Annotated in this window: 23 protein-coding genes; 9 read left to right on the top strand and 14 right to left on the bottom strand. The window is 68.9% G+C overall.

The genetic code is table 11. The features are described from left to right. Positions 1 to 72 precede the first annotated feature (72 nt). Genes ACYVGE_RS11100 through ACYVGE_RS11090 form a run of 3 tightly spaced genes read right to left on the bottom strand, consistent with a single transcriptional unit; the run spans position 73 to position 2,115 of the window. Complete coding sequence (locus ACYVGE_RS11100) at positions 73 to 993, bottom strand: DUF4097 family beta strand repeat-containing protein (RefSeq protein ID WP_460729863.1); 921 nt, start codon at positions 991 to 993, stop codon at positions 73 to 75. 34 nt (positions 994 to 1,027) lie between these two features. Continuing rightward, positions 1,028 to 1,534 (bottom strand): hypothetical protein, encoded by a 507-nt coding sequence (locus ACYVGE_RS11095; protein ID WP_460729861.1) that lies wholly within the window; start codon positions 1,532 to 1,534, stop codon positions 1,028 to 1,030. Beyond that, a complete protein-coding gene (locus ACYVGE_RS11090; RefSeq protein ID WP_460730565.1) occupies positions 1,531 to 2,115 on the bottom strand; it encodes an RNA polymerase sigma factor in 585 nt (194 codons plus the stop codon). Before ACYVGE_RS11090 ends, ACYVGE_RS11095 begins: the two co-directional genes overlap by 4 nt. Positions 2,116 to 2,295: 180 nt before the next feature. Here ACYVGE_RS11090 and ACYVGE_RS11085 point away from each other — a divergent pair, with 180 nt between their 5' ends. Together ACYVGE_RS11085 and rpoH are read left to right on the top strand one after the other, a co-directional pair. Next, the gene (locus ACYVGE_RS11085) at positions 2,296 to 3,486 is read left to right on the top strand and encodes an acyltransferase family protein (protein ID WP_460729859.1); all 1,191 of its coding nucleotides are present in this window, start codon (positions 2,296 to 2,298) and stop codon (positions 3,484 to 3,486) included. A 119-nt stretch (positions 3,487 to 3,605) separates the two neighbouring features. Next, complete coding sequence (gene rpoH / locus ACYVGE_RS11080; protein WP_310054453.1) at positions 3,606 to 4,490, top strand: RNA polymerase sigma factor RpoH; 885 nt, start codon at positions 3,606 to 3,608, stop codon at positions 4,488 to 4,490. Between the two features lie 63 nt (positions 4,491 to 4,553). On the opposite strand, the gene ACYVGE_RS11075 is transcribed toward rpoH, so the two are convergent. The 3 genes from ACYVGE_RS11075 to tal all read right to left on the bottom strand — a co-directional run bounded on the left by ACYVGE_RS11075 (position 4,554) and on the right by tal (position 8,195). After that, positions 4,554 to 5,825, bottom strand: coding sequence for an NAD(P)/FAD-dependent oxidoreductase (locus ACYVGE_RS11075; RefSeq protein WP_460729857.1), 1,272 nt, complete (start codon positions 5,823 to 5,825; stop codon positions 4,554 to 4,556). 67 nt (positions 5,826 to 5,892) lie between these two features. Then, entirely contained in the window at positions 5,893 to 7,242 is a 1,350-nt protein-coding gene (locus tag ACYVGE_RS11070) for an MFS transporter (RefSeq protein ID WP_460729855.1), read from the bottom strand. A 5-nt stretch (positions 7,243 to 7,247) separates the two neighbouring features. Further along, a complete protein-coding gene (tal, locus tag ACYVGE_RS11065; RefSeq protein WP_460729853.1) occupies positions 7,248 to 8,195 on the bottom strand; it encodes a transaldolase in 948 nt (315 codons plus the stop codon). 88 nt (positions 8,196 to 8,283) lie between these two features. Here tal and ACYVGE_RS11060 point away from each other — a divergent pair, with 88 nt between their 5' ends. After that, positions 8,284 to 9,018: a protein-L-isoaspartate(D-aspartate) O-methyltransferase gene (locus ACYVGE_RS11060; protein ID WP_460729851.1), complete on the top strand. Its 735-nt coding sequence runs from the start codon at positions 8,284 to 8,286 to the stop codon at positions 9,016 to 9,018. Positions 9,019 to 9,034: 16 nt separating this feature from the next. Then, a complete protein-coding gene (locus ACYVGE_RS11055) occupies positions 9,035 to 11,581 on the top strand; it encodes a spermidine synthase (RefSeq protein WP_460729849.1) in 2,547 nt (848 codons plus the stop codon). Between the two features lie 261 nt (positions 11,582 to 11,842). Here the strand turns inward: ACYVGE_RS11055 and ACYVGE_RS11050 are convergent, their stop codons facing one another. The 3 genes from ACYVGE_RS11050 to ACYVGE_RS11040 all read right to left on the bottom strand — a co-directional run bounded on the left by ACYVGE_RS11050 (position 11,843) and on the right by ACYVGE_RS11040 (position 16,120). Then, on the bottom strand, positions 11,843 to 14,035 hold the full coding sequence (locus ACYVGE_RS11050; RefSeq protein ID WP_460729847.1) for a primosomal protein N': 2,193 nt from the start codon (positions 14,033 to 14,035) through the stop codon (positions 11,843 to 11,845). 511 nt (positions 14,036 to 14,546) lie between these two features. Beyond that, on the bottom strand, positions 14,547 to 14,867 hold the full coding sequence (locus ACYVGE_RS11045) for a DUF4286 family protein (protein ID WP_460729845.1): 321 nt from the start codon (positions 14,865 to 14,867) through the stop codon (positions 14,547 to 14,549). Beyond that, positions 14,864 to 16,120 carry a DUF3667 domain-containing protein gene (locus tag ACYVGE_RS11040; protein WP_460729843.1) on the bottom strand — a complete coding sequence of 419 codons (1,257 nt, stop codon included), beginning with the start codon at positions 16,118 to 16,120 and terminating at the stop codon, positions 14,864 to 14,866. The genes ACYVGE_RS11045 and ACYVGE_RS11040 overlap by 4 nt, the downstream gene beginning before the upstream one ends. Before the next feature lie 190 nt (positions 16,121 to 16,310). Between ACYVGE_RS11040 and ACYVGE_RS11035 the strand changes: the two genes are divergently transcribed. Beyond that, a complete protein-coding gene (locus tag ACYVGE_RS11035; protein WP_460729841.1) occupies positions 16,311 to 17,666 on the top strand; it encodes an MATE family efflux transporter in 1,356 nt (451 codons plus the stop codon). A 100-nt stretch (positions 17,667 to 17,766) separates the two neighbouring features. Next, positions 17,767 to 19,686 carry a signal peptide peptidase SppA gene (sppA, locus tag ACYVGE_RS11030; RefSeq protein WP_460729840.1) on the top strand — a complete coding sequence of 640 codons (1,920 nt, stop codon included), beginning with the start codon at positions 17,767 to 17,769 and terminating at the stop codon, positions 19,684 to 19,686. An 88-nt stretch (positions 19,687 to 19,774) separates the two neighbouring features. Here the strand turns inward: sppA and ACYVGE_RS11025 are convergent, their stop codons facing one another. Next, positions 19,775 to 19,999: a hypothetical protein gene (locus tag ACYVGE_RS11025; RefSeq protein WP_460729838.1), complete on the bottom strand. Its 225-nt coding sequence runs from the start codon at positions 19,997 to 19,999 to the stop codon at positions 19,775 to 19,777. Positions 20,000 to 20,088: 89 nt separating this feature from the next. On the opposite strand from ACYVGE_RS11025, the gene ACYVGE_RS11020 reads away from it, so the two are divergent. Next, positions 20,089 to 20,865, top strand: coding sequence for an SDR family oxidoreductase (locus ACYVGE_RS11020; protein ID WP_457096271.1), 777 nt, complete (start codon positions 20,089 to 20,091; stop codon positions 20,863 to 20,865). Positions 20,866 to 20,893: 28 nt separating this feature from the next. On the opposite strand, the gene ACYVGE_RS11015 is transcribed toward ACYVGE_RS11020, so the two are convergent. After that, a complete protein-coding gene (locus ACYVGE_RS11015) occupies positions 20,894 to 21,580 on the bottom strand; it encodes an arylesterase (protein ID WP_460729836.1) in 687 nt (228 codons plus the stop codon). A 71-nt stretch (positions 21,581 to 21,651) separates the two neighbouring features. Here ACYVGE_RS11015 and ACYVGE_RS11010 point away from each other — a divergent pair, with 71 nt between their 5' ends. Together ACYVGE_RS11010 and ACYVGE_RS11005 are read left to right on the top strand one after the other, a co-directional pair. Continuing rightward, positions 21,652 to 22,383, top strand: coding sequence for an ABC transporter ATP-binding protein (locus ACYVGE_RS11010; protein ID WP_460729834.1), 732 nt, complete (start codon positions 21,652 to 21,654; stop codon positions 22,381 to 22,383). Next, complete coding sequence (locus ACYVGE_RS11005) at positions 22,380 to 24,941, top strand: ABC transporter permease (RefSeq protein WP_460729832.1); 2,562 nt, start codon at positions 22,380 to 22,382, stop codon at positions 24,939 to 24,941. The genes ACYVGE_RS11010 and ACYVGE_RS11005 overlap by 4 nt, the downstream gene beginning before the upstream one ends. 83 nt (positions 24,942 to 25,024) lie before the next feature. Here the strand turns inward: ACYVGE_RS11005 and ACYVGE_RS11000 are convergent, their stop codons facing one another. The 3 genes from ACYVGE_RS11000 to ACYVGE_RS10990 are packed head-to-tail and all read right to left on the bottom strand — an operon-like array spanning position 25,025 to position 26,463. Beyond that, entirely contained in the window at positions 25,025 to 25,576 is a 552-nt protein-coding gene (locus ACYVGE_RS11000; RefSeq protein WP_460729830.1) for an NADPH-dependent FMN reductase, read from the bottom strand. 58 nt (positions 25,577 to 25,634) lie between these two features. After that, on the bottom strand, positions 25,635 to 26,042 hold the full coding sequence (locus ACYVGE_RS10995; protein WP_460729828.1) for an OsmC family protein: 408 nt from the start codon (positions 26,040 to 26,042) through the stop codon (positions 25,635 to 25,637). Positions 26,043 to 26,061: 19 nt separating this feature from the next. Then, positions 26,062 to 26,463, bottom strand: coding sequence for an OsmC family protein (locus ACYVGE_RS10990; RefSeq protein WP_460729826.1), 402 nt, complete (start codon positions 26,461 to 26,463; stop codon positions 26,062 to 26,064). Between the last annotated feature and the right edge of the window lie 3 nt (positions 26,464 to 26,466).

Genomic DNA, 26,466 nt, shown 5'->3' with positions numbered 1-26,466 from the left:
GCTGCCAACGAAGATGCCGGGCGGGGCCCGGCATCTTCGGATGCGTCGTCGCGCTGCTTCAGTCGAACTACTTCAGTCGAACTGCAGGCGCGCATCGCCGGAGAACGACTTCAGCGATATCTCGCCGTCGCCGCTGCCGTAGCGGTGCTCGAAGTTCGAACCCGGGCCATGCTTGGGCCGGCTGATCTCCACGTCGGGTGCGGAGAGGTCGCCGCTGAAGCTGTCCCCGCGCACCTGCGCGGAAAGGTTCGCGGGCACGCGCAGGGTGAGATTGCCGCTCACGCTTTCCAGGCCGATGCGTCCGCCGGCGGTCAATGCGGTGTCGATACGCATGTCGCCGGACACCGTGTTGCCGCTGAACTTGCGCACGCTGCTCTGGTGGCCGGAGACGTCGATGTCGCCCGACACGGTTTCCACGTGCACCTCGTCGCTGAGGCGGCCGCGCAGGTCGATGTCACCGCTCACGCTCTCGGTGCTGACCTTCGGGCTGTTGAGGATCAGCTTGAGATCGCCGCTGACGCTGTCGATCGTCGCTTCGCGTGGTGCGCCGACGACGCTGATGTCGCCGCTGACGCTGTCGATGGAGAGTTCGTCCGAGGCCATGCCGCTGACGTCGATGTCGGCCGATACGGCGTCGATGTCGAGGTCGGCCTGCAAGGGCACCATCAGCCGCAGCTCCGAGGGTTCGCTCTTGTCGCTGCCGGAGAAGAAGCCCAGGCCGCCGTTCTTGGGGTACTTCACCTTCACCGACAGGTGCTGGGCGTCGCCGAGGATCTCCAGCTTCTCCACGCCCTGGCCGAGGCTGCCTTCGATCTTCACCTCGCGGCGGTCCCAGGCCCGCACTTCGATGCTGCCCTTGACGTTCTCGATGCTGAGGTGGCCGCGGGCATCGAACGCGCGGGTTTCGTTGATGGGCGTCGCGGCGAGTGCGTCGTGGAACAGCGCTGGGATGGCGAACAGGCCGACGGTCATCAGGGCGAGGGCGCGGGACATGGGACTTCTCCGGAACAGCAGGTAGGCGAAAGGATCAGGTGTAGGCGACGCGCTGGGCGAGCGCGAGGCGATGGGCGTAGGTGCGGCGCAGCTGTTCGAGCAGGCGGACCGAATCGGGGTCGCGGGTGAGTGCGGCGCGGATCAGGGCGACATCGCGGTCCAGCGCCTCGGCCGTGGGCTGCAGGCTCGGCGGCATCGGCACCTGCACTTCCTGCAATGCGGCCTGGTACTGGCGCGAAAGGCCGTCGGCTTCGCGTTGCACCAGGGTCGGCGACTGCGCCTGCGACGGCGCGGTGACGCCGGCGGTGCGGGCGAACCAGCCCACGCTGCCCACGGCCAGGACCAGGCTGGCGGCGAGTGCGACCGGTCCCAGCCACCGTGGCGACCGGCGCACCGGCGCCTGCTGCGTGGCCAGGCGCGCTGCGATGCCGGGCCACAGATCGTGCGACGGAGTGGTGTCCTGGCGCAGAGCGCGCAGTTGCCAGCGCAGGGCGTCGGGGAAGTCGTTGCTGTCGTGGGAGTTGTCGTGACCGGTATTCATGCGTGTGCCTCCAGCCGCGTCCGCAACAGATGGCGGGCGCGGTGCAATTGCGCTTTCGAGCTGCCGACCGCCATGCCGAGTTCGGCGGCGATTTCCTCGTGCTGCCAGCCTTCCACGTCGTACAGCACGAGTACCGCGCGGGCGCGCGGCGGCAGGCTGGCGACGGCGCGCTCCAGGTCCATCGACAGCGCGGTGCCGTAGCCGGCGGAATCGGGGACGCCCAGTCCGTCGAAGGCGTCCTCGCTGCCGTCGTCCTGCGGACGGCTCTTGCGGCTGCGCAGGTCCATCAGCGCCGTGTTGACCGCGAGCCGGTGCAGCCAGGTCGCGAAGGCCGATTCGAAACGGAAGGCCGGCAGCGCCTGCCAGGCGCGGACGAACGCGTCCTGGGTCAGGTCTTCGGCGCGGGCGCCATGACCGCCGACCAGCCGGGCGATCACGCCATGGATGCGGCCGGCGTGGCGCCGGTAGAGCGCCTCGAAGGCCGCCACTTCGCCCCGGGCGGCCGCGCCGACCAGGGCGCGGTCGTCGTCGGCCCCGGTGTCGGGGTGGTCGGTTTCGATGGGCATCACGGCGGCGAGCATAGCCATACAGATGCATGGGCGTCCCCAGGCGTTTAAGCGGGTCGCCGCGGCGGGCGTCCCATATTCAGGCCGCATCACGCCGCATCAGGCCGCATGCGCCTAGGCATCGCGTTTGCTTGGATATCCCCCGGTAAGCAAAAAGGCACGCGAATGAGCAATGGGGCCTCACGGCTTCATTACATGGATGCGCTGCGCAGCGTTTTGATGCTGCTGGGGGTGGTGCTCCATTCGGCGCGGCCGTACGACTCGGACGCCTGGCAGGTCAAGGACCAGGCCCGCCTGCCAGCGCTGGATTGGCTGGTGGCCGGCATCCATCTGTTCCGGATGCCGGCGTTCTTCGTCGTCGCCGGCTACTTCGCGATGTACCTGCTGGTCCGGTGGCCGGTGCGGGACTTCCTGCGCGACCGCATGCGCCGGGTGCTGGTCCCGCTGCTGGCGACGCTGCTGACCTTCAACCTGGTCCAGGTGCGGCTGGTGATCGGCGACGGAGGCGATGCCGGGTTTCTGCAGGGCGCGCTGCTGCCCGCCTGGGTCGGCGGGCACTGGGTTTCCCACCTGTGGTTCCTGGTTTCCCTGGTTTTCTATTTCGCTCTTGTCGCCATGTTGACGCCGTTTCTGCGCCGCCTGGCTGACCCCGATGGGATCGTCGCCTCCTGGCTGCGTGGACGCTGGGGCCTGCCCCTGGTGCTGCTCGCCCTGGTCGCAACCCCGATGACGGTAGGGATGTTGGGCCGGTTTGCCGGTCCCGGTTGGAATGAGCCCCTGCTGGGGAGCGCCAGTCCGGCGGAGCTGCTGGTCTACTTTCCCGCCTTCCTGACGGGGCTGTTGCTGTGCGCCAGTCCGGAGCTGCTCGACCGGTTCGCCCGGCGCGATTGGCTGGTGATCGCACTGGCCGTGGGCGGAGCGGCGGTGATGCTGCTGACCTACGGGCGCGCGGACTCCGTCTTCCGCGTCGCGTACTTCCTGGGCGAAGGCTTGTTGCGGTGGATGGTGGTGCGGGTTCTGTTCTCCCTGTTCCGCGAATGGGCGAACCGGCCGTCACGCACCTTCGCGTACCTGTCTTCCGCCAGCTACTCGATCTATCTGTTCCACCACGTGACGGTCATTGCCATGGCGACGGTGCTGCTGTCGGTGCCGCTGGCGGCCGGGATCAAGTTCCTGATCGTCCTGGCAGTCGCATCGATGGTGTCGCTGACGCTCCACCACTTCCTGGTCCGCCGCTACGCCGTGCTGGGTTATCTGTTCAATGGCCGCAAGCCGGCCCGGCACGATGTCCGGCCGATGGCCACGGCCCCGGAATGGGTGCCGCCGGCCTCCCCGGCGCCGGGAGCGCCGGAAAGCGGTAGCGCGGGCGGTTCCGGCGGTGGCTGAGCCCGGAAATCGGCCGCTACCGGGGCCGGGGACGGCCCAAACCGCGTTCCATGAATGCAACGCACCGGAACTTCCGAGGGGTTTAGCAGTCCCATAACCCGACTGCTAAGATGCCTGCCATGACCCAGAACACCGCCCTTATCGCCAATAACCTCCCGGTTCCGGCCTTCAATGGCCTGACCGCAATCGGCTCGCTGGATGCCTACATCGGCGCGGTGCACCAGATCCCGGTGCTCACCGCCGAAGACGAGCAGGCGCTTGCGCGCCGCTTCCGCGACGGAGAAGACCTCGACGCCGCGCGCGACCTGGTGCACTCACACCTGCGCTTCGTGGTCCATGTCGCCCGTGGCTACAACGGCTACGGCCTGCAGATGGGCGACCTGATCCAGGAAGGCAACATCGGCCTGATGAAGGCGGTCAAGCGCTTCGACCCGGAGCAGGGCGTGCGCCTGGTGTCCTTCGCGGTGCACTGGATCCGCGCCGAGATGCACGAGTTCATCCTCAAGAACTGGCGCATCGTCAAGGTCGCCACGACCAAGGCGCAGCGCAAGCTGTTCTTCAACCTGCGCAAGTCCAAGACCCGCCTGGGCTGGATGAATGCCGAGGAAGTGCGCGCCGTGGCCGCCGACCTCAACGTGTCCGAACGCGAAGTGCTGGAGATGGAATCGCGCCTGTCCGGCCGCGACATCGGCTTCGACGCGCCCACCGACGAGGACGACGACCACGCCCCGCCGTCGCCGGCCGCCTACCTGCGCACCGATGCCGAGGATCCGTCTCAGGCCTACGAGCGCGCGGACAGCGAGGACAACCAGCTCGAGCTGTTGCGCGAGGGCCTGGCCGGCCTCGACGCCCGCTCGCGCGACATCGTCAAGCGTCGCTGGCTCGATGCCGACAGCAAGATCACGCTGCAGGAACTGGCCGACGAATACGGCGTGTCCGCCGAACGCATCCGCCAGATCGAAGCCAACGCGCTGAAGAAGATGAAGGCGTTGTTCGCGGCGTAAGCAACGCATGCAGCATGAAAAGACGAACGGCCCGGGCAACCGGGCCGTTTTCTTTTGCCCGCATCATTCACGCGGCGCGTCGCCGCCCAGGATGATCCGCGCGTGCCGCTGGTAGCTCCAGTACGCCCACGCCCAGTTGACCAGCACGATCACGCGGTTGCGGAAGCCGATGAGGAAGAAGATGTGGATGAAGAGCCAGAACCACCATGCCAGCAGGCCGGAGAGCCTGAGCCTGCCGAAGTGCACGACCGCCGCCATGCGGCCGATGGTGGCGAGGTTGCCGAAGTCGCGGTAACGGAAGGGCGGCGCGGCCTCGTTGCGCAGGTGCGCACGGATGACGCGCGCGACATGCGCGCCCATCTGCTTGGCCGCGGGCGCGACGCCGGGCACCGGCTTGCCGTCCTGCTGCACGCTGGCGAGGTCGCCGGCGACGAAGATCCCCGGATGATCCGGCACGCTGAGGTCGGCGCCGACCTGCACGCGGCCGGCGCGGTCGCGCGGTGCGTCGAGCAGTGCGCCCAGCGGTGAGGCTGCCACGCCCGCCGCCCACAGCACGGTGCGTGCAGGCACGCGTTGCCCGCCCAATACGTAGCCGTCCGCGTCGATGGCCTCCACTGGCACGCCGGTCACGACCTCGACTCCGAGACGATCGAGTTGCGCGCGCGCCTTCGCCGACAACGACTCGGGGAACGACGACAGCACGCGTGGCCCGGCTTCGAGCAGGCGCACCTTCGCCTCAGCCGGATCGATGTGGCGGAATTCATTGCGCAGGGTGTGGCGCGCGATCTCCGCCAGCGTGCCGGCCAGTTCCACGCCGGTGGGACCGCCGCCGACCACGGCGAAGTTGAGCCAGGCGGTGCGTTCCTCGGCGGACTGCGCGGCTTCGGCGCGCTCGAACGCGAGCAGCAGGCGGCGCCGGATCGCGAGCGCATCATCGAGCGTCTTCAGCCCCGGCGCATGCGCGGCCCAGTCCGCGTGGCCGAAGTAGGCATGGGTGGCGCCGCTCGCCAGCACCAGGTAGTCGCAGGTGAGGACATCGCCATCGCCGAGCGTCACCGACTTCGCGCCGGCATCGATGCCGACGACTTCACCCAGGCGCACTTCCACGTTGCGCTGCGCGCGCAGGATATGGCGCAGCGGCGCGGCAATGTCCGGTGCCGAAAGCCCCGCGGTCGCGACCTGGTACAGCAATGGCTGGAACAGGTGGTGGTTGCGGCGGTCGACCAGGGTGATGCGAACCTGGTCGCGCGCCAGCGCGCGCGTGGTCCACAGGCCGGCGAAGCCGCCGCCGACGATTACGACATGGGGAGTTGGATGGCCGGGCGCATTGTCCATGGGGGCATTGTTTCAAAACACCGGCGTCTGTGCGGCAGGGCGATGCCATGCACCGGAGGCAGGGCGCCTATCGGGGCGCGTCGCGATCGATGCGCGAAGTGCGCTGCGTCTCCGGCATCCACAGGTAGACCAGCAACGACACGCCGATGCAGGCGGTGACGTACCAGTAGAAGCCGCTTTCGACGCCGGCGTTCTTGAACCACAGCGCCACGTATTCGGCGGTGCCGCCGAAGACGGCGACGGTCAGGGCGTACGGCAAGCCGACACCGAGCGCGCGCACCTCGACCGGGAACAGCTCCGCCTTCACCACCGCATTGATCGCGGTGTAGAAGCTGACGATGGCAAGCGCGGCCAGGATCAGCCAGAACGCCTGTGTCGTGGTCCGCACATCCTGCAGCGCGCTCAGGATCGGCACGGTCAGTGCCGTGCCCAGCACGCCGAATGCGATCAGCAACGGACGCCGGCCGATACGGTCGGACAGCGCGCCGACCACGGGCTGCATGAGCATGAACACGAACAGCGTCGCGGCGTTCAACGACGAGGCGGAACGCGTGTCGAGCCCGGCGCTGTTCACGAGGAACTTCTGCATGTAGGTCGTGTACGTATAGAACGCGAGCGTGCCGCCCATGGTCAGGCCGATCACGGTGGCGACGGCGCGCGGATGCTGCATCAGCGTGCGCACGGAGCCCTGGCATTGCCGGATTGCTGCGCCATCGTATTCGCCGCGATCGAAGACCGTCGTTTCCTGCATGGCGCGCCGCAACCACAGTGCGGTGACCGCCGCCAGCGCGCCGATGGCGAAGGGAATGCGCCAGCCCCACGCGTGCAACTGCGCTTCGGTGAGGAACAGCTGTTGCAGCGCGATCAGCACCATCAGGGCCAGCAGCTGGCCCATCACCAGTGTCACGTACTGGAAGCTGGACCAGAAGCCGCGGTGTTCGCGCGTGGCCATCTCGCTCAGGTATGTCGCCGAGGTGCCGTATTCACCGCCGACGCTGAGCCCCTGCAGCAATCGCGCGATCACCAGCAGCACCGGGGCGGCGACGCCGATCGATGCGTAGCCGGGGGTGAAGGTGATGAGCAGGGAACCGGCGCACATCATCAGCACCGACAGCATCAGCGCACGGCGGCGGCCGTGGCGGTCGGCATAGCGCCCCAGCAGCCAGCCGCCCAGCGGCCGCATCAGGAAGCCGACGGCGAAGATCGCGGCGGTGTTGAGCAGCTGCGAGGTGCGGTCGCCCTTGGGGAAGAACGCCTGCGCGAAATACAGCGAGAACGCGCTGTAGACGTACCAGTCGTACCACTCGACCAGGTTGCCGACCGAGCCGGAGAAGATGCTGCGCAGCCGGCGCGCGGGGGTGAGCGGCGTATCGCCGGCAGTCGAATCGCCGGCAGTCGAATCGCGGGTAGTCGCCACGCGCGTCACTGCCGCTGCGCGAGCAACTGTTCGAGCTTCACCTGGTCGGCCGCGAAGCGACGGATGCCGTCGGCGAGTTTTTCCGTGGCCATCGCGTCCTCGTTGTGCCGCCAGCGGAAGCCGGCTTCATCGAGTTGTCCTGGCGCATCGCCGCGGGCGCCGTCGTCGCTGAGCGCGCGCGGCACCGCGGAGTCGCTGGCTTCGAGCTGCGCCAGCAACTCCGGCGCAATCGTCAGCCGGTCGCAGCCGGCGAGCGCCAGCACCTGGCTGGTGTTGCGGAAGCTCGCGCCCATCACCACGGTGTCGTAGCGGTGGCGCCTGTAGTAGCGCCAGATGCGCGTGACCGACGCGACGCCCGGATCGTCCTGTGGCGTGGCCGGCGCTGGCAGGCCCTGGGCAAGGTGCCAGTCGAGGATGCGGCCGACGAATGGCGAGATCAGGAACACGCCCGCTTCCGCGCACGCGACCGCCTGCGCGAACGAGAACAGCAGGGTGAGATTGCAGTGGATGCCTTCGCGTTCGAGTTGCCGCGCGGCCTGGATGCCTTCCCACGTCGCCGCGATCTTGATCAGCAGGCGTTCGCGGCCGATGCCCCGGGCCTGGTAGAGCGCGACGAGCTTGCGCGCCTGCGCGAGCGTGGCATTGGCATCGAAGCTGTGGCGTGCGTCGCATTCGGTGGAGACGCGTCCGGGAATGAACCTGAGGATTTCCGCGCCGATGGCGACTGCAAGGCGATCGCCGGCATCGGCAAGGCGCGCGGGGGCGTCGGCGCCCTGGGCGCTGGCGAGCGCGGCATCGATCAGCGGGGCGTACGCCGGCAACATCGCGGCCTTCAACAGCAGCGAGGGATTGGTGGTGGCGTCGAGCGGTCGGAAGCGGGCAATGGCGTCGATGTCGCCGGTGTCGGCGACTACGGACGACAGGGTGCGCAGTTGTTCGAGTTGGGTGGTCATGCGTGGATTGTGCGTGAAGCGCGGGATGCCGTCATCGGCGCATGCACCGTTGCCGGGACGCTAACGGACAGGCGCCTACAGTCGCGCCATGCGAGGCGGATCTTCCATCGCCGGCATCGGCCAGTACTTGCTGCTGGCATGGCTGGTGTGCAGCCCGGGTGTGCACGCGCAGGATCCCTATGCGGCGCCGCGTGGTGCACTCATTGCCGAGTTGCGCGCGCAGAGCGATACGGAACCGGGCAGCTTCACCCGGATCGATCGCGACGTGCTGGCGGTGATGGGGCGCGTGCCACGGCATGACTACGTGCCGGTGGCCGGACGCGACTATGCCTACGAAAACCGCCCGCTGGGGATTGGTTATGGCCAGACCATCTCGCAGCCGTACGTCGTGGCGCTGATGACCACGCTGGCGCAGCCGCGCGCCGGACAGAAGGTCCTGGAAGTCGGTACCGGCTCGGGCTACCAGGCGGCAGTGCTGGCCGGGTTCGGCGTGCAGGTCTACACGATCGAGATCGTGGCGCCGCTCGCCGCGCAGGCGCGGCAACGGCTGCGCGGCCAGCGCAACATCACCACGCGCACCGGCGACGGCTATTACGGCTGGAAGGAGCAGGCGCCGTTCGATGCGATCGTGGTGACGGCGGCGGCATCGTCGATTCCGCCGCCGCTGTTGGCGCAGCTCAAGCCGGGCGGACGCATGGTGATTCCGGTCGGCAGCAGTTTCTTCACCCAGACGCTGTTGCTGGTGCAGAAGGACGCCGGCGGGCGCGTGCGCACGCGCCAGGTCCTGCCCGTGCGCTTCGTGCCGCTGACCGGCGAGCATTGAGCCGCGACCCCTTGCGATGCCTGCCGCACGCGAATGCGAGTTGATCGACGCCGCCGGCGATGCCCGCACGCCGTGGCGACTGGCGCTGGCCGTCGCGCTGATTTCCGCCGCGGCGCTGGCCTACCAGTTGTTGCTGATGCGCTGGCTCGCCATCGCGCACTGGTACCCGTTCGCCGCGATGATCATCAGTCTCGCCCTGCTCGGGCACGGAGCCAGCGGCACCTGGCTGAGCATGTGGCTGCGGGCGCGTCCGCACGCGTGGCTGGTCGCGCGGTTCGAGGCGACGTTTGCCGGCTGCGCGCTGTTGTATGCGTTGACTGCGGCGCTGGCCCTGGCGCTCGCCGCCCGCATTCCCTTCAACGGCCTGGAACTGGTGTGGAATCCACGCCAGTTGCTGTGGCTGGGCGCGCTGTTCCTGGCGTTGGCGGTGCCGTTCTTCTTTGCCGCCAGCTGTTTCGGCCTGGCGTTCGCCCGGCATGGCCAGCGCATCCCTTTGTTGTACGGCGCCGACCTCCTCGGTGCCGGGGTGGGAGCGCTGGCGGCGCTGGCGCTGGCATACCTGCCGGTCGAACGCGGCCTGGTGCTCGCCGCGTTGTGTGGTCCGGGCGCGGCGGTGCTGGTGATGAGGCGTCGTGGCGCTGCCTTCGCGGCAGTGGTGGCTGCGGCGGTGGTCGGTGCGGCGCTGCTGCTCGCCTTGTTGCCAAGCCATGCGCTGACGCCGCGACCGAACGAATTCAAGGGCCTGAGCAGGACCCTGCTGCTGCCCGGCGCGCGGATCCTGGTGCAGCGCTCGGGTCCTTATGGCTGGTTGGCGGTGCTCGACAGTCCGCGCGTGCCGCTGCGCCAGGCGCCGGGCCTGAGCCTGCAGTTCGCCGACGAACCGCCTCCGCAGTTGGGCCTCTACACCGACGGCGACGCGCTGTCGGTGATCGTGCACGACGACGGCTCGCGGCATTCGCGTGCATGGCTGGGTGCGATGACGTCGGCGCTGCCTTATCGCCTGGTCGCGCCGCGATCCGTGCTGGTACTCGGCGCCGGTGGCGGCCTCGAGGTATTGCAGGCACTGGCGCTCGGAGCGCAGCGGGTGGATGCGGTGGAACTCGATCCGCAGCGGCTGCGTTGGGTGCGGCGGGATTTCACCCGCTATGCCGGCGGCCTGTATCGCGATCCGCGCGTGCACGTCACGGCCGCCGAGCCGCGCGCCTTCGTGCGCGCCAGCGCCGCGCGCTACGACCTGATCGTGCTGGCCGGTGGCGATTCTTTCGCCAGCAGCGGCGCCGGCGTGCAGGCGGCGTCGGAGCAGTACGCGCTGACGGTCGAGGCGGTGCGCGATTACCTGGCGCGCCTGTCGCCGGATGGCATGCTCGCCGTCACGCGCTGGAGCAAGCAGCCGCCGCGCGACGAGCTCAAGCTTTTCGCCACCGCGATCGCGGCGTTGCGTGAGCGCGGCGTGGCCGATCCGGCGCCGCAACTGGCGGCGATCCGCAACTGGGACGCCAGCACGTGGTTGATCGCGCGTCGGCCGTTCACGGCGGCGCAGCTTGGGGCATTGCGCGACTTCGCCTCGGCGTACGGCTTCGATCCGGTCTACGCGGCGGGAATGCCCCTCGATCCGACGCAGCGTTTCCACGTGCTCGAACCGCCGTACCTGTTCGACGGCACGCAGGCGCTGTTGCCGCCGCGGGCGCGCGATTACGAGCGCGACTATCGCTTCGCGATCGTGCCCGCGCGCGACGACCGCCCCTACTTCGGCGACTATTTCCGCTGGCGCAGCCTGCCGGAACTGTGGCGGCTGCGCGGGCAGGGCAGCGCCGTGCTGCTGGACGCGGGTTATCTGCTGCTGGTCGCCGCACTGGTACAGGCGGTGCCGCTGGCGATACTGCTGGTGCTGCTGCCGCTGCGCTTCCTGCCGCGTTCGCATGACGTGCGAGCGGGGTCTTTGTCGCGCCTGCGCGCGGGCGGTTATTTCCTCGCCCTGGGACTGGCGTTCCTGCTGATCGAAATCGCCACGCTGTCGCGCCTGACCCTGCTGGTCGGGCATCCGCTGCTGGCGGCAGGCGTGGGACTGGCGGCGTTCCTGTTGTGCGCGGGCGCGGGCAGCGTGTACACGCAACGGTGGTTGTCGCGGCGCGCCGTGGTGGACGAGGTGGTGCTGGTCGCGCGCATCCGCTGGGCCGTGGGCGCCATCGCGCTCGGGCTGGCGTGGCAGTTCGCGCTGTTCTTTGTTGCATACGACTACGGCGCCGCGTGGCCGGCCGGGATGCGCGCGGCGCTGGGCGTGGCCGGCATCGCGCCGCTCGCCTTCGCCATGGGCATGCCATTCGCGCTTGGCCTGTCGCGGCTCGCGCGCACCGCGCCTGCGTTCGTGCCCTGGGCGTGGGGACTCAACGGCTGCGCTTCGGTGATCGCGGCGATCGTCGCGGTGCTGCTGGCGATGGCGTGCGGACTGCGCGCGACGCTGCTGATCGCGCTGGGGTTGTATCTGTTCGCGGCATGGGAATGGCCCGCCCCGCCCGCCGTAAATCTTCCAAAGCGACAGACCACGGGCCGCGCGCGCGGGTGATAGCAACGAATAGCCCGCGCTTTGTAAGGCCCGCTTTGTAAGACCAAGCGACCGCTAATACAAATCCACCGGATCCACATTCAGCGACCCGCCTGCGATCAACTTGAGGCGCGGCGGAATTGAAGCCGCGCGCGCGGCTGACGGCGAACGGCTTCGTTAATACAGATCGACAGGATCCACATCCAGCGACCCGCCTGCGATCAACTTGAAGCGCGGCGGAATTGGAGCCGCGCGCGCGGCTGATGACGGCGAACGGCTTCGTTAATACAGATCGACGGGATCCACATCCAGCGACCAGCGCACCTTGCGAGCCTCCGGCAGGGCATGAATCGCCGGCAGCGCCGCATCGAGCGCGGCATGCAGTGTTCGTCGCTCCGTGGCCGACAACAGCAGTTGCGCGCGCTGGTAGCCCGCGCGGCGCGGCATCGGCGCGGGCAAGGGACCGTGAAGTTCCAGCGATCCGCCAGCATCGCGCAGCGCCACCTTCGCCGCCTGCAGGAAGGCGTGGGTGACCTCGAGTTGCTTGGCTTCGGCGCGCATCAGGGCGAGATGCGCGAAGGGCGGAAAGGCGGCGGCCTCGCGCTGCGCGAGCTCGGCATCGGCGAAGGCGTGGTAACCGCCATTGAGCAGCGTCTCCAGCAGCGGATGCTGTGGATGGTGCGTCTGCAGCAGCACCTCGCCCGCGCGCGCGGCGCGGCCTGCGCGGCCGGCGACCTGGATCAGCAGCTGCGCGAGCTTTTCCGGCGCGCGGAAGTCGGCACTGAACAAGCCTTCGTCTACGCCGACCACGGCCACCAGGGTGAGGTTGGGCAGATCGTGGCCCTTGGCCAGCATCTGCGTGCCGACGAGGATGCCGGGGGCCTCGCCGAAATCGTGCAGCAGTTTCTCCAGCGCGTCGCGGCGCTGGGTGCTGCCGCGATCGATGCGCAGCACGGGCACGTCGGGAAACCGCTTGGCCAGCGCTTCCTCGATGCGCTCGGTGCCCGCGCCCTGCGACTGCAGCGCGAGGCCGCCGCAATCCGGGCAGGCATCCGGCGCGGGGCGACGCGCGCCGCAGTGATGGCACTGCAGGCGGCGGCCGCCCGCGTGCACGGTCATTGGGGCATCACAGCGAGAGCACTGCGCGCTCCAGCCGCAGTCGTGGCACAGCAGCACCGGCGCGTAGCCGCGGCGGTTCTTGAACACCAGCGCCTGCGAGCCGTTGCGCAGCGTGGCCGCGATCGCCTCGAACAGCTCCGGCGACATGCCCGCATCGAGCGGGCGCTTGCGCACGTCGCACACGCGGACGCGCGGTGGCTGCGCGACACCGGCGCGCGTGCGCAGGCGCAGGTGCGCGTAGCGACCCGTTTGTGCGTTGCGCAACGACTCCAGCGACGGCGTCGCGCTGCCGAGCACGATCGGCACGTCCAGCGCCTTCGCCCGCACCAGGGCGAAATCGCGGGCGTGGTAGCGGATGCCGTCGAGCTGCTTGAAGCTGCCGTCGTGTTCCTCGTCGATGACGATCAGGCCCGCGTCGGGCAGCGGCAGGAACACCGCCGAGCGCGTGCCGACCACGACCCGCGCCTCGCCGCGCAGGCACGCAGCCCAGGTACGCGCGCGCTCGCCGTCGCCGAGGCCGGAGTGCAACGCGTGTACCGGCACGCCCAGGCGTTCGCGGAAGCGCTTGAGCGTCTGCGGGGTCAGGCCGATCTCGGGCACCAGCACCAGCGCCTGACGCCCGCGCGCGACGCAGTCGCTGATCGCCTGCAGGTACACCTCGGTCTTGCCGCTGCCGGTGACGCCGTCGAGCAGGAACGGCGCGAAGCCGTCGCGCGCGGCGAGCAGCGCGTCGACGGCGGATTGCTGTTCGGGGTTGAGTACCGGCGCGCTGCGTACGGAGCCGGGCTCGCCGGCGCGGCGCGGCAGCGCGAAGCGTTCCAGCAGTCCGCGCCCGGCCAGCGCGCGGGCGGCTGCGCGCCAGTCGTCGAGCAGGTCGGCCAGCGCGTCCTCGTCGCGCGCGGTGTCGGCGAGCAGGTCCGCCAGCCGTCGCGGCTTGCCGCGCAGGCGCGGCAGTGCGGTCTGGCCGGCTTCCGTGAGGCGCCAGCCCCAGGCGAGGGTATCGGCGAGCGGCTCGCCATGGCGCAGCGGCGCCGGCATCGCGGTGGCGAAGACCTCGCCGAGCGGAGCGTGGGTGTAGCGGGCCAGCCAGCGCAGCGACTCGAGCAGCTCGCCGCGGAACAGCGGCGCATCGTCCAGACGGTGGCCGGCCTTGGCGGCGGGCGCATCGGCATCGGGACTGCCGATCCCGGCCACGACCCCGACCAGTTCGCGCGGACCGAACGGGACCCGCACCCGACACCCCACGTCGGCCGCCGTCACCCCACCATCGGCGGGCCGGTAGTCGAACAGGCGCGGCACCGGCACGGGCAGGGCCACGTGCCAGACCAGGGTGGGAGCAAGGGACGGAGCGGTCATCAGGGACAGTGTGCGCGGCGCCTCGCGCCGAGTCATGTTGGTGAAAATTACCCGTCCGGAAGCGGATTCAGGAAAGGGCGCGCGACCCCGGGCAAACGGCATGGCAGTTGCGCATCATTCTTCCCTCAAATATGACGTACATCACGTAACTGACGGATATGAAAGGGGATTCGGGCTTATCCACACCAGTTGTGGATAAGTCTGTGGAGTGAATCCCTTCACGCGCACGGAATGCAGGAAACGTAGGCCCCCCATATGGGTTGGCTAAAAAAGTGCCAATGCCGCTATGTTCTTTAAAATCAACAACTTGACCGTGAAACACGGTTGCAGCCGAAGCCTGGCAAGTGGGCCTTCGGGGGCGGGTGACGAAATTGTTACTGCTGTGCACAACTGATTTGCCCGCAGCCCGCGCCACGCTTGGAGGAGCACGAAATCGCGCGCTGTCAAGCCTCGATTTCCCCGAGTCAGCGCCGTGACGACAGGATGCCTTCACGGACACCTTTGGCGAGGGTCAGGACAGCGTTGCCAGCACCCGTCGTGACGCGGTGAAACGCCCGCCGAACCGGGCCATGCCGTCGGCGCGCAGACGCGGGGCGTGTTCGGCCAGATAGGCATCGAGCGCGGGTTGCCCGCTCAGCCGGTACTGCACGCACAGGCCAATCCGGCCCTGCGCGGCGGGAGGATCGGCGATCTCCATCACCTGCGCGCCCAGGAAGCCCGGCAGCGCACGGATCTCCTCGACGTGGGCCGCGAGCCAGTCGAGGTACTCCGCGCGGATCGTGGCATCGATGTCCAGGTTCACCTCGTAGATCACGCCGGCGGCTGGGCTCACGCCACGATCCCCGCCAGCACCGCGAACATGACCACGAACAGCACCAGGACCATGTAGATGGATCCGATCACCAGGTAACGGATGGCAGTCACCCCCCAGTGGTCGCCGTATACCCGGTGCTGCATGAGGAACAGGTAGACCGGAATCCAGATCCACAGCGCGGCATCGACCAGGGCGGTGACGACCGAGACCCAGGTGGCGGCGAAGGCATCGTCGATGGCGTTCATCAGGAACATCACGAGCCCCACCAGCAGCAGCCACGCATGGCTGTACAGGGCGACGACGAAGTGCTCGAGGTAGTGCCGTCCTGATCCGAGATAGGCCAGTTTGAGCAGCAGCGCGAACACCGGCATCAGGAGGAACAGCGCCGTGGGGACGGCGCCGAGCGAGGCCTGCACGAACTGGTCCGGGTTGTCGTCCATGTGCTCCAGGTTTTCCTGGGCGCGCGCGATCTTGTGGTTGACCCAGCGATCCACGAAGGCCGGCATCAGCGGCACGTTGACCGGATTGGTCTTCTCGTCCCACGGGCGGTTGTTGAAACTCCATTGGTCGTCGCGGTCGGCCTTGGCCGGCGCCGGTTTTGCCGCGGCAGTGGTTGTCGCGGCGCTAGCCGGGGCGGGTGGGCCACTGGCGGCCGCCTTTGCCGGGGCCGGTGTGTTTGCCGCCGCCTTTGGCGCGTTGCCGGTCTTGCCGCCGGTCTTTCCGTCTTTGGCCGCCTTGGCTTCAAGTTCGGCGATGCGCGAGGCCGCTTCGCCCTGGATGCGCGCGCGCGTTGCGATCAGGGCGGCGTTGACGCCCGGCACCTTCGCGGCCTTGGCTTCCTCGACCGCGAGCTTCTTGAGCAACCGGTCCTCGACCTGGCGGACTTCCTCCGCGGTCTTCGCCTGGGCCATGGCGGCCCCGCCTTCGCCGCCGAACTGGATCGCGGGCTCGTCCATGTGCACGACGAGCTTGCCCACGAAGAACGTCAGCAGGCTGACGATCACGAACAGGCGCAACGGCGCGATGTAACGCATGCGCTGCCCGGCGAGGTAGTTCAGGGCGATGCGACCGGGGACGAGCAGGTCGCGCAGCGTGCGGAACACGCGGCCATCGAGGTGCCAGAAGGACTCGAGTATCTCTTCCAGCGCGTGGCCGAAGTGTCGCGTCGGGCTGTGCACCGACTGCCCGCACTCGTGGCAATAGTGGCCCTGCAACGGCGTGCCGCAGTTCTCGCAGTGTGTTGGCGTGTGTTGCGCGTCCGTACCAGCCATGCCCCGTGTCCCCGTGCCGTCATATGGCATCGTCATCAGGCGGCTAAGATAGCGATCCCTCGTGACCCGGCGCCAGCGGCCCCCGGTTCAACCCTACGGCCGATGATCCGCAAGCCGCTGGCCTGTTGGAATGGAGCGTGTCGGAACGGCGCGTTGCCACGTTGCATGGAGTTCCGGTTCCATCCCCCGCATGAGCATTGAATCCACCCTGCCGGCAGCGCCGCGCTTCGCCAGCGAAGTGCGCACCACGGCCGTGCTCGCCGCTCCGCTGGTGGGCGGGCACGTCTCCACCGGCCTGATCGGCTTCGTCGACAGCGTCATCGCCGGCCACCACGGCACGGCGACGCTGGCGTCGGTCGCGGTCGGCACTGCGTTGTTCTGGCTGCCGATGATGATTGCGATGGGCACGCTGATGTCGTTGCCACCGGCGGTATCGCAACTCGATGGCGCGTCACGGCGACCCGAAATCGGCGCGCTGTTCCGCCAGGGACTGTGGCTGGCGGCGATGCTCGGCGTGCCGCTGTTCGCCTTCCTCACCGTCAGCGTGCACGCGCTGGAGCCGATGGGGATCGCGGCGGAGATCCGTCCGGGCGCGATCGCGTTCCTGCACGGCATCCGCTGGGGCGTGCCGGGTCTCACGCTGTACCTGACCATGCGTTACCTCAGCGATGGCCTGCATTTCACGTTGCCGACGATGCTGCTGGGCTTCGGTGGCCTGCTGGTGCTGGTGCCGCTGGGGTACGCGCTGACCTACGGTGTCGGCCCGTTTCCAGAGCTTGGCGCGGGCGGCCTGGGCATCGCGTCCGCGCTGATGATGTGGGCGCAGGCGCTGACCTTCGCGCTGTACCTGTGGCGGGCGAAGCGCTTTGCCGACCTCGAACTGTTCGATCACTTCGATCCTCCGCACGGTCCCACGCTGCGCACGCTGCTGCGCACGGGCCTGCCGATCGGCGTGACGGTGACGATGGAGGGCGGCCTGTTCATCGCCACCGCCCTGCTGATCGGGCGCCTGGGCGAGATCCCCGCCGCCGCCCACCAGATCGCGATCAACGTGTCCGCGCTGTGTTTCATGGTGCCGATGGGCATCGCCGAAGCCACGACCGTGCGCATCGGCCATGCGCTGGGTCGCGACGATGGCTCCGGCCTGCGCCGCGCGGCGCTGGCGGGCTACGTCATCGTCCTGGCCACGCAGGCGATGTCGGCGCTGCTGCTGCTCACCGGCAACGAATACGTGGTCGGCTTCTACACCGCCGATGGCACGGTGGCGGCGCTGGCGGCGTCGCTGCTGCTGTACGCGGCGGCGTTCCAGTTCCCCGACGGCGTGCAGGTGCTTTCAGCGGGTGCGCTGCGCGGACTGAAGGACACGCGCGTGCCGATGGTGCTGGCCGCCCTGGCTTACTGGGGCATCGGCATGCCGGTGGGCGCGGGGCTGGGATTGGGCCTGGGATGGGGCCCGCGCGGCATGTGGGTGGGGCTGATCTGCGGCCTGACCGTGGCCGCGGTGCTGCTGGCGGGGCGATTCTGGCGCTCGAGCCGCCGCCTGTAGCCAACGCCGGCTTTACCGGCATGAGGTCACGATGACGTGTGGCGGGTGAAACCCCGGCAGCAGGCGGGTAACCTGCTCCTATCGTTCCGGAGTCAAGTGCATGAATACCCCAACAGGACCCAGCGCCCGTCGCGGCCCCATCGCCGAATTCTTCGTCGGCCTGTGGAACGTGATGAACTTCACCCGAAAGCTGGTCCTCAACATCCTCTTCTTCGGCCTGCTGCTGCTGTTGTTGGCCATCGTGCTGATCATTGCGGGCGCCGGAGGTACAAAACCGCTGCTCGACGAGACCGCGCTGGTGATCGAACCCACCGGCCCGCTGGTGGAGCAGTTCACATCCGATCCGGCCGAACGCGCGTTCAAGCGCGCCGTCGGTGATCGCGATGGCGACGAGATCCAGTTGCGCGACGTGCTGCGCGCGCTGGACGCGGCCAAGGACGACAAGCGCATCGACCGCGTCGTGCTCAAACTCGATCGCCTGCAGGGCGGCGGCATGGCTTCGCTGCGCGAAGTCGCCAGCGCCATCGCCAAGGTCAAGGCCAGTGGCAAGGAAGTCGTCGCCTACAGCGAGACGATGGACCAGAAGCAGTACCTGCTCGCCGCGCAGGCGAACGAGATCTATCTGGATCCGATGGGCGGCATGCTGCTCGAGGGCCTGGGCCGTTATCGCCAGTACTACCGCCAGGGCCTGCAGGACAAGCTCGGCGTCGACGTGCACCTGTTCAAGGTCGGCGAATACAAGTCCGCGGCCGAACCCTACGTGCTCGATGCCGCTTCGCCACAGGCGAAGGAAGCGGACCTGTACTGGATGAACGACGTGTGGCAGCGCTACCTTGCCGACATCGCCAAGGCGCGCAAGCTCGACGCCAAAAAACTCGCCGAGGGCATCGACCAGTTGCCGGCCGGCATCACCGCGGTACAGGGCGACATCGCCAGGTACGCGATGCAGCAGAAGCTCGTCGACGGGCTGAAGACGGCCGAGGAAGTCGGCGACCTGCTGGCCGAACGCGGCGCGAGCGACGCCGATGCCGAGGACGGGTACCGCCAGGTCTCGCTCGACGACTACCTCGGCCACCTCAACGCCCGCATGAATCCGATCGACGAGCGTCCGCAGGTGGCCGTGGTGGTGGCCGAGGGCGAAATCAGCAGTGGCGAGCAGCCGCCCGGCCGCATCGGTGGCGTGTCCACCGCGGAACTGCTGCGCGACGCGCGCGACGACGACCACGTCAAGGCACTGGTGCTGCGGGTGAATTCGCCCGGTGGCGAAGTCTTCGCCAGCGAACAGATCCGCCGCGAGATCGCCGGCCTCAAGAAGGCGGGCAAGCCGGTGGTGGTGTCGATGGGCGACCTCGCCGCGTCGGGCGGTTACTGGATCTCGATGAATGCCGACAAGATCTACGCCGACGAATCGACCATCACCGGCTCGATCGGCATCTTCGGCCTGATTCCGACCTTCCAGCGCTCGCTCGACAAGATCGGCGTGCACAGCGACGGCGTGGGCACCACCAAGTACGCCGGTGCGTTCGACATCACCCGGTCGCTGCAGCCGGAAGTCGGCCAGGTCATCCAGACCGTGATCGACAAGGGCTACCGGGACTTCACCGGTCGCGTCGCCAGTGCGCGCAAGCGCAGCGTCGAGCAGATCGACGAAGTCGCGCGCGGCCGCGTGTGGAGTGGCGCGCAGGCGAAGGAGCGCGGCCTGGTCGATGATTTCGGCGGCTTGCAGGTCGCGATCGACGATGTCGCGAAGCGCGCCAAGCTCGGCAAGGCGGACAGCTACCGCGTCCGCTATCTCGAGAAGGAAGTGCCGCCGTTCGCGCAGCTGTTCTCCAGCTTCGTCGGCAGCCGCCTCGGCGCGCAGTGGTTGCAGCACTCGTCGTTCGCGCAGGGCATGGCGCAGACGCTGCTGCCGCGTGCCCTGCCACAGACCGCCAAGGACCTGCGCTTCCTCGAAAGCGCGATCGAGCCGACCCGCGGCGTGCCGGTGAAGTCGCTCGCGTACTGCTTCTGCGGCCTGTAGGCGCCGGGCTGTAGGCGCGCATCGCAGCAAGCAAAACGCCCGGCATCGCCGGGCGTTCTTGTTTACGGCTGGCAGCGCCGCCCGCGGCTCAGCCGCCAGTGGCTTCGTCGATCGCCTTGCGCTGCTCGTCCGCCGCTTTCTGCATTTCGTCGTCGACGGCCTTGGCCTTGTCGAGCGGCGCCTGGATCGACTTGCCCAGGTCGCTCTGCGGACCCTCGGCCCGCGGCTTGGGCGGACGCTCCTTTTCCGGGGGCTCCGGCTTGGAGCACGCAGCCAGCAAGAGCAACACGCAACACAGCAACGGTCGAACCATTGGCACTTCTCCGGTCGGGGCTGCGGCTATGCTACGCCGGTCGCGCAGGCCGGGCAGCCCGCGCCGTCCAAGACAAGAACGGAGAGCTCATGGATCCCAAGCGTTGGCGGTTGGACGGGCAGCTGGCCCTGGTCACCGGTGGCAGCGCGGGCATCGGCCGCGCGATCGCACGCGAACTGCTCGGTTTCGGTGCCGACGTGCTGCTGGCCGCGCGCGATGCGACCGGCCTGGAAACCGCGCGCGCGGAGCTGCTGGAAGACTTCCCCGAACGCGACGTCAGCACCTTCGTTGCCGACGTCGCCGATGACGAACAGCGGCGCGAACTGCTCGACTGGGTCGAGGATTTCGGCGAAGGCCTGCACATCCTCGTCAACAACGCCGGCGGCAACGTCACCAAGCCGGCGACCGACTACACCGAGGACGAATGGCGGCAGATCTTCGAGATCAACCTGTTCTCCGCCTTTGAACTCTCGCGCTACGCCCATCCGCTGCTTGCCCGCCATGCGGCGTCGAGCATCGTCAACGTCGGCAGCGTGTCCGGCGTGACCCACGTACGCAGCGGCGCACCCTATGGCATGAGCAAGGCGGCGATGCACCAGATGACGCGCAACCTCGCGGTGGAATGGGCGGAGGACGGCGTGCGCGTCAACTGCGTGGCGCCGTGGTACATCCGCACGCGCCGCACCTCCGACAAGCTCGCCGATCCGGATTACCTCGACGAGGTGTTGCTGCGCACGCCGCTGGGCCGCATCGGCGAACCCGAGGAAGTCGCGGGGGCCGTTGCCTTCCTGTGCCTGCCGGCGTCGAGCTACGTCACCGGCGAATGCATCGCCGTGGACGGCGGTTTCCTGCGTTACGGCTTCTAGTCGCGCGGTCCGGGCGGCGCTGCGGCGTTCACTTCAGCAGCGGATCGAGCGCGCGCCAGACATGGTCGCGCAGCAGCGGCTGCGCTGCCGCCACCGGGTGCATGTTGTCGGCCTGGAAGTAGCTGCGGTCGCGCGCGATCGGTTCGAGCAGGAAGGGCAGCAGGGCGGTATCGAACAGCTTCGCCAGGTCGCGATAGTTCTGCTCGAAGGCGTGGGTGTACTCGCTGCCGTAGTTCGGCGGCAGGCGCATGCCCACCAGCAGCACCTTCGCGCCGACACCCTGTGCCGCACCGATCATGCGCGCGAGGTTGCGGCGCGTTTCCCGTGGCGGCAGTCCGCGCAACCCGTCGTTGGCACCCAGCGCGATCACCACGACCGTCGGCCGCACGCGCGCCACTTCGTTCACTACGCGGGCGGCGCCACCCGCGCTGGTCTCGCCACTGATGCTGGCGTTGACCATGCGCCATCCCGGTTTCGCCCGGGCCAGGCGCTGTGCGGTCAGCGCGACCCAGCCCTCGCTGGCGTCCAGCCCGTACGCGGCCGACAGTGAATCGCCGAACACCATCACCGTGGGCGGCGGCAGCGGCTCCAGCTTGTGCGGGGCCGCGGCATGCGCGGTGGCGAACAGAGCGAGGGCCAAGGCCAGCAGGACGAGTTGCACCCGGACTTTCGGCCATTGAAGCCAGCGCAGCGGCGCCTTATCTCTTGATTTCATCCACTTCTCCCGTCGAACCCGCGGTGGCGCGACCCCGACACCGGGGTCGCCCGCCATGATGGACACCCGCGATGAATAGAGCCGATCCGCTGTCCGTTCAAGCCGATGCCGCCTCGGCGATCGCCGCGCACGCGGGACACGCGCTGGAAGTGAGCGGTCTTGGCAAGCACGTGCCGCTGCCTGCCGGCGAACTGACCATCCTCGAGGGCGTCGGCTTCACCATCGAGCGCGGTGATGCGGTCGCGATAGTGGGCGCCTCCGGCTCCGGCAAGAGCACGCTGCTGGCCTTGATGGCGGGACTCGACGTGCCCAGCAGCGGTCGCGTCGTGCTCGAGGGCGAGCCGATGTCCGAGCTCGACGAGGATGGCCGCGCGCGCGTGCGCGGCGAGAAGGTTGGCTTCGTGTTTCAGAGTTTCCAGCTGCTGCCCTCGCTGACCGCACTGGAGAACGTGATGCTGCCGCTGGAACTGCGCGGCGATGCCGACGTGGAGACACCGGCGCGCGCGATCCTCGCGCAGGTCGGGCTGGGCGAACGGCTGGGCCATTACCCGCGCCAGCTCTCCGGTGGCGAGCAGCAGCGCGTGGCGCTGGCGCGTGCGTTCGTGACGCGGCCGGCGCTGCTGTTCGCGGACGAACCCACCGGTAACCTCGACACGCGCACCGGGCAGGCGATCATCGAACTGCTGTTCGACCTCAATGCCGCGGCCGGCACCACGCTGGTGCTGGTGACGCATGACGAACACCTGGCGCAGCGCTGCAATCGCATGCTGCGGCTGGACTGCGGCCGGCTGGTGCCGGCGTGAAGGGCTCCGCGCTCGCGCTTGCCTGGCGCCAGCTGCGGCGCGACCTGAAGTCCGGCGACATCCGCATCCTGCTGGCAGCGCTGGCGCTCGCCGTGTTCGCGGTGACCGCGGTCGGCTTCGTCACCGATCGCGCCGAGCGCGCGCTCGCGATCGAAGCCAATCGCCTGATGGGCGGCGATGCCGTAGTGCGCGGCGATGCGCCGATCACCGGCGAGGTGCGCAAGGCGGCGACCATGCGTGGCCTGCGTTCGACCGAGACCGTCGAACTCAATTCGATGATCCGCGTTGCCCGTGCCGGGCACGATGCGCAGGCCGATGCGGACAGCCTGCGCCTGGGCGACCTGCGCGCCCTCGCTCCCGGCTTCCCGCTGCGCGGGACGTTTCGCGTGCTCGACGGACGCGGCGCGGAGCGCAATGCCGACGATATTCCCGCACGCGGCACGGTGTGGATGAGCCGCGCGGGCGCCGACACGCTCGGCGCCGCGATCGGCGACACGGTGCGCCTGGGCGATGCGTCGCTGCGCCTGGCCGCGCTGGTGGCGCAGGAGCCCGATGCCGCGCTGGATTACTTCAACGTCGCGCCCAAGGTGTTTCTCAACCTTGCCGACCTGCCGGCGACCGGGCTGGTGCAGGAAGGCAGCCGGGTCGGCTATCGGCTGGTCGTCGCCGGTGATGCCGGTGCGGTCGAGCGCTTCGTCGCCACCGCGCGCGCTTCGCTCGGGCGGGGCCAACGCCTGGAAACCATCGGCCAGGTGCGCCCGGAAATCCGCTCCGCGCTCGAACGCGCCTCGCGTTTCCTTGGCCTGGCCGCACTGGTGTCGGTGGTGCTCGCCGCGATCGCGGTGGCGATGGCCGCACGCCGGCACAGTGCGCGCCACCTGTCCGGCGCTGCGGTGATGCGGTGCCTCGGTGCGAGCCAACGCACCCTGGTGGGCATCCATGTCGGTGAGCTGCTCCTGCTTGGCGTGATGGCGAGTGTGCTCGGCGTGGCGCTCGCATTCGCCGCGCAATGGGCGCTGAGCGACTGGCTGGGGCGCGTGCTGTCGCTGTCGATCCCTCCCAGCGGTTGGCTGCCGGCGATGCAGGGTTTTGGCGTCGGTCTGGTGGTGCTGCTCGCCTTCGGCGCACCGCCGGTGCTGGCGCTGCGACGCGTGTCGGCGCTGCGCGTGCTGCGCCACGACCTCGACGCGACCGAGCCCAGCGCATGGTTCGTCGCCCTCGCCGGCATCACCGGGCTGGCCGCACTGCTGTGGTGGAAGGCGGGCTCGGCGACGCTGGGCGGCGCGATGCTGGTCGGCATCGGCGCCACCTTCGCCGTGCTCGCCTTGCTGGCGTGGCTGCTGATCGTCGTCGTGCGCCGCTTGCGTCCGCGCCTGCGCGGCAGCCTGCGCTATGGGCTGGCCAACGTCAGCCGCCGCGCGGCCACCAGCGTCGCGCAGGTGACCGCGCTGGGACTCGGGCTGATGGCGCTGCTGCTGCTCACGTTCGTGCGCACCGACCTGCTCGACCGCTGGCAGCTCTCGCTCGCGCAGGACGCGCCCAACCGTTTCATCATCAACGTGCAGGACGACCAGGTGCAGCCGGTGCGCGACTTCATCGCCGCCCAGGGCCTGGCCACGCCGACGCTGTTCCCGATGGTGCGCGCGCGCCTGGTCGCGCATAACGGCGCGCCGGTCGCGAATGCCGCAGCCCAGGCGCAAACCGCCCGCGGCGACACGGATGCCGATGAAGCGCGCGCGCGACGCCGCAGCGAGCGCGAATTCAATCTGTCCACGACGGATGTCCTGCGTGACGACAACAAGGTGGTTGCAGGCACGTTCTGGAAGGAGGGTACGCGTGTCGCGCCGCAGTTCTCGGTCGAGGAGGATTTCGCCGCGTCGCTGGGCTGGAAGGTCGGTGACCGCATCGCCTTCGACATCGCCGGACAACGCCTGGAAGCGCCGATCACCAGCGTGCGCAGCGTGGAATGGGAAAGCTTCCGTCCCAACTTCTTCGTCGTCGCCGCGCCGGGCACGCTCGACGGCTTCCCCGCGAGCCACATCACCGCGGTCAGCGTGCCGGAGGCGAAGACCCGCTTCACTGCCGACCTGGTGGCACGCTTTCCCAATGTTTCGGTGATCGATGTCGCCGCCGTGCTTGCGCAGGTACGCGCCACCGGCGACCAGGTCTCGCGGGTGGTGCAGGTGGTGTTCTGGCTATCGCTCGCGGCCGGCGTGCTGGTGCTGATGGCGGCGATCAGCGCCAGCCAGGACGAGCGCCTGCTCGAGGGCGGCGTGATGCGCGTGCTGGGCGGCAGCCGCTTGCAACTGCGCCTGGCGCAGGCGTCCGAATTCGCGGCGATCGGCCTGCTCGCGGGACTGGTCGCGGCGATCGCGGCGTCGGTGCTGTCCGGCGTCATCGCGGAGCGCGTGTTCGACCTGCCGTGGGAGCCGGACTGGATGCTTGCCGTCGCCGGCGGTGGCCTGGGCATGCTCGCCGCCCTCGCCGCGGGCCTGTTCGCGACACGGCGCGTGCTGGACGCACCGCCCAGCGTGACCTTGCGCGAATTGCAAGGGTGAGGATGGCCTGCTTGCGCGGCATGCCGCGCAGGCCATCCGAACGCCCGGCGCGCTGCGCCGGGCCGGGGACGCATGAGGGTGCGTCAGGCGCGAACGAAGCGCGCGAATCCCTGCACGAACTCGCTCAGCAGCTTGCGCGTGGCTTCGTCGGCGAGTTCGCCATCGGCATCCATCAGCGTGGCCGCGCGCGATACCTGCAGGCGCCCGCCCGCCCAGTAGCGCACGCGCAGCGTGCGCAGCACCGGCAGCCATGCGTTCTGCGCGAGGATGGTGCCGAAGCCGCCGGGAGAGGCGCCGATCACGGCGAAGGGACGATCACCGAACACGCGGGGAATGTCGTCGGCCGGGCGCGACAGCCAGTCGATCGCGTTCTTGAACACGCCGGGGATGCCGTTGTTGTACTCGGGCGTGCACAGCAGTACACCGTCGCTGGCGACGACGCGCTCCTTGAGTGCGAGCACCGCGGCGGGCAGGCCGTCGCGCTGCTCGGCGTCGCCGTCGTAGAGGGGGATGCCGTGCAGGGTGGCGGCATCGAACTGCACATCGGGACCGGCAAGCGATTGCGCCGCGCGCAACAGCGCCGTGTTGAAGGAGCGGGCACGCAGACTGCCGGAAATGCCGAGAATCCTGGCCATGGTGGTTCCTCGCTGGAGTTGGACGCGCTGAATCTGGACGAATTTGCTTGGATCTGGATCAGCCGGTGAGGCTGGTATCGATGCGCACTTCGCCCACCAGCACGTTGTGGATCGGGCAGGCGTTGGCGATCTGCAGCAGGCGCGTGCGTTGTTCTTCGCTCAGCTCGCCCCGCAGCGTGATGCGGCGGGTGATGTCGGTGCCGCTCTTCGGCTTGCCGGCCGGATTGAACTGCAGTTCGGCCTCGACGCCCGTCAGCGGCCACTGCTTGCGGGCCGCATACATCTGCAAGGTGATCACGGTGCAGGCGCCCAGGCTGGACAGCAGCAGGCGGGTCGGATCGGGCCCCTGGTTGGCGCCGCCCCGGTCCGCCGGCTCGTCGCCCAGCCAGGTGTGCGCCAGGTCGTCGCTGAGCGTGACGGTGAAGGGAACCGCGCCGCTGCGGGCGTGGACGGTGGAAATGCTCATGAAGGGTGCCTTCGCATGTTCAGGCCCCGCGCTCGCTGGTAATGACGGCGCCGTCGCGCATGGCCTTGGTGACGGGGGTGTTGGCTACGATCTCCAGCAGCCGGTTCCATTGTTCGTTGCTGAGTGGCTGGTCGGAATGCAGGGTGCGATGCACGTGCGGCTTGCCGTCGTCGTCGAAGCTCAAGGCGAGTTCGGCGCGGAATTCGCCCAGGTTCCAGCCCTTGCGCTCGGCATACATGCGCAACGTGATCGCGGTGCAGGCCGATAACGAGGCGAGGTAGTAGTCGAAGGGTGCGGGTGCCTGCCCCTGCCCGCCCAGCGAGCGGCCTTCATCGGCGTCCAGGTCGAAATGGCCGACATGGATGCGATGCAGGTAATGCGTGTCGGTGGACACCACCGTAGCCGTGTTGACCTTGCGCATCCC

It is taken from the genome of Lysobacter rhizosphaerae (genome assembly GCF_054779795.1).
This window is presented reverse-complemented; position numbering and strand designations above follow the sequence as displayed.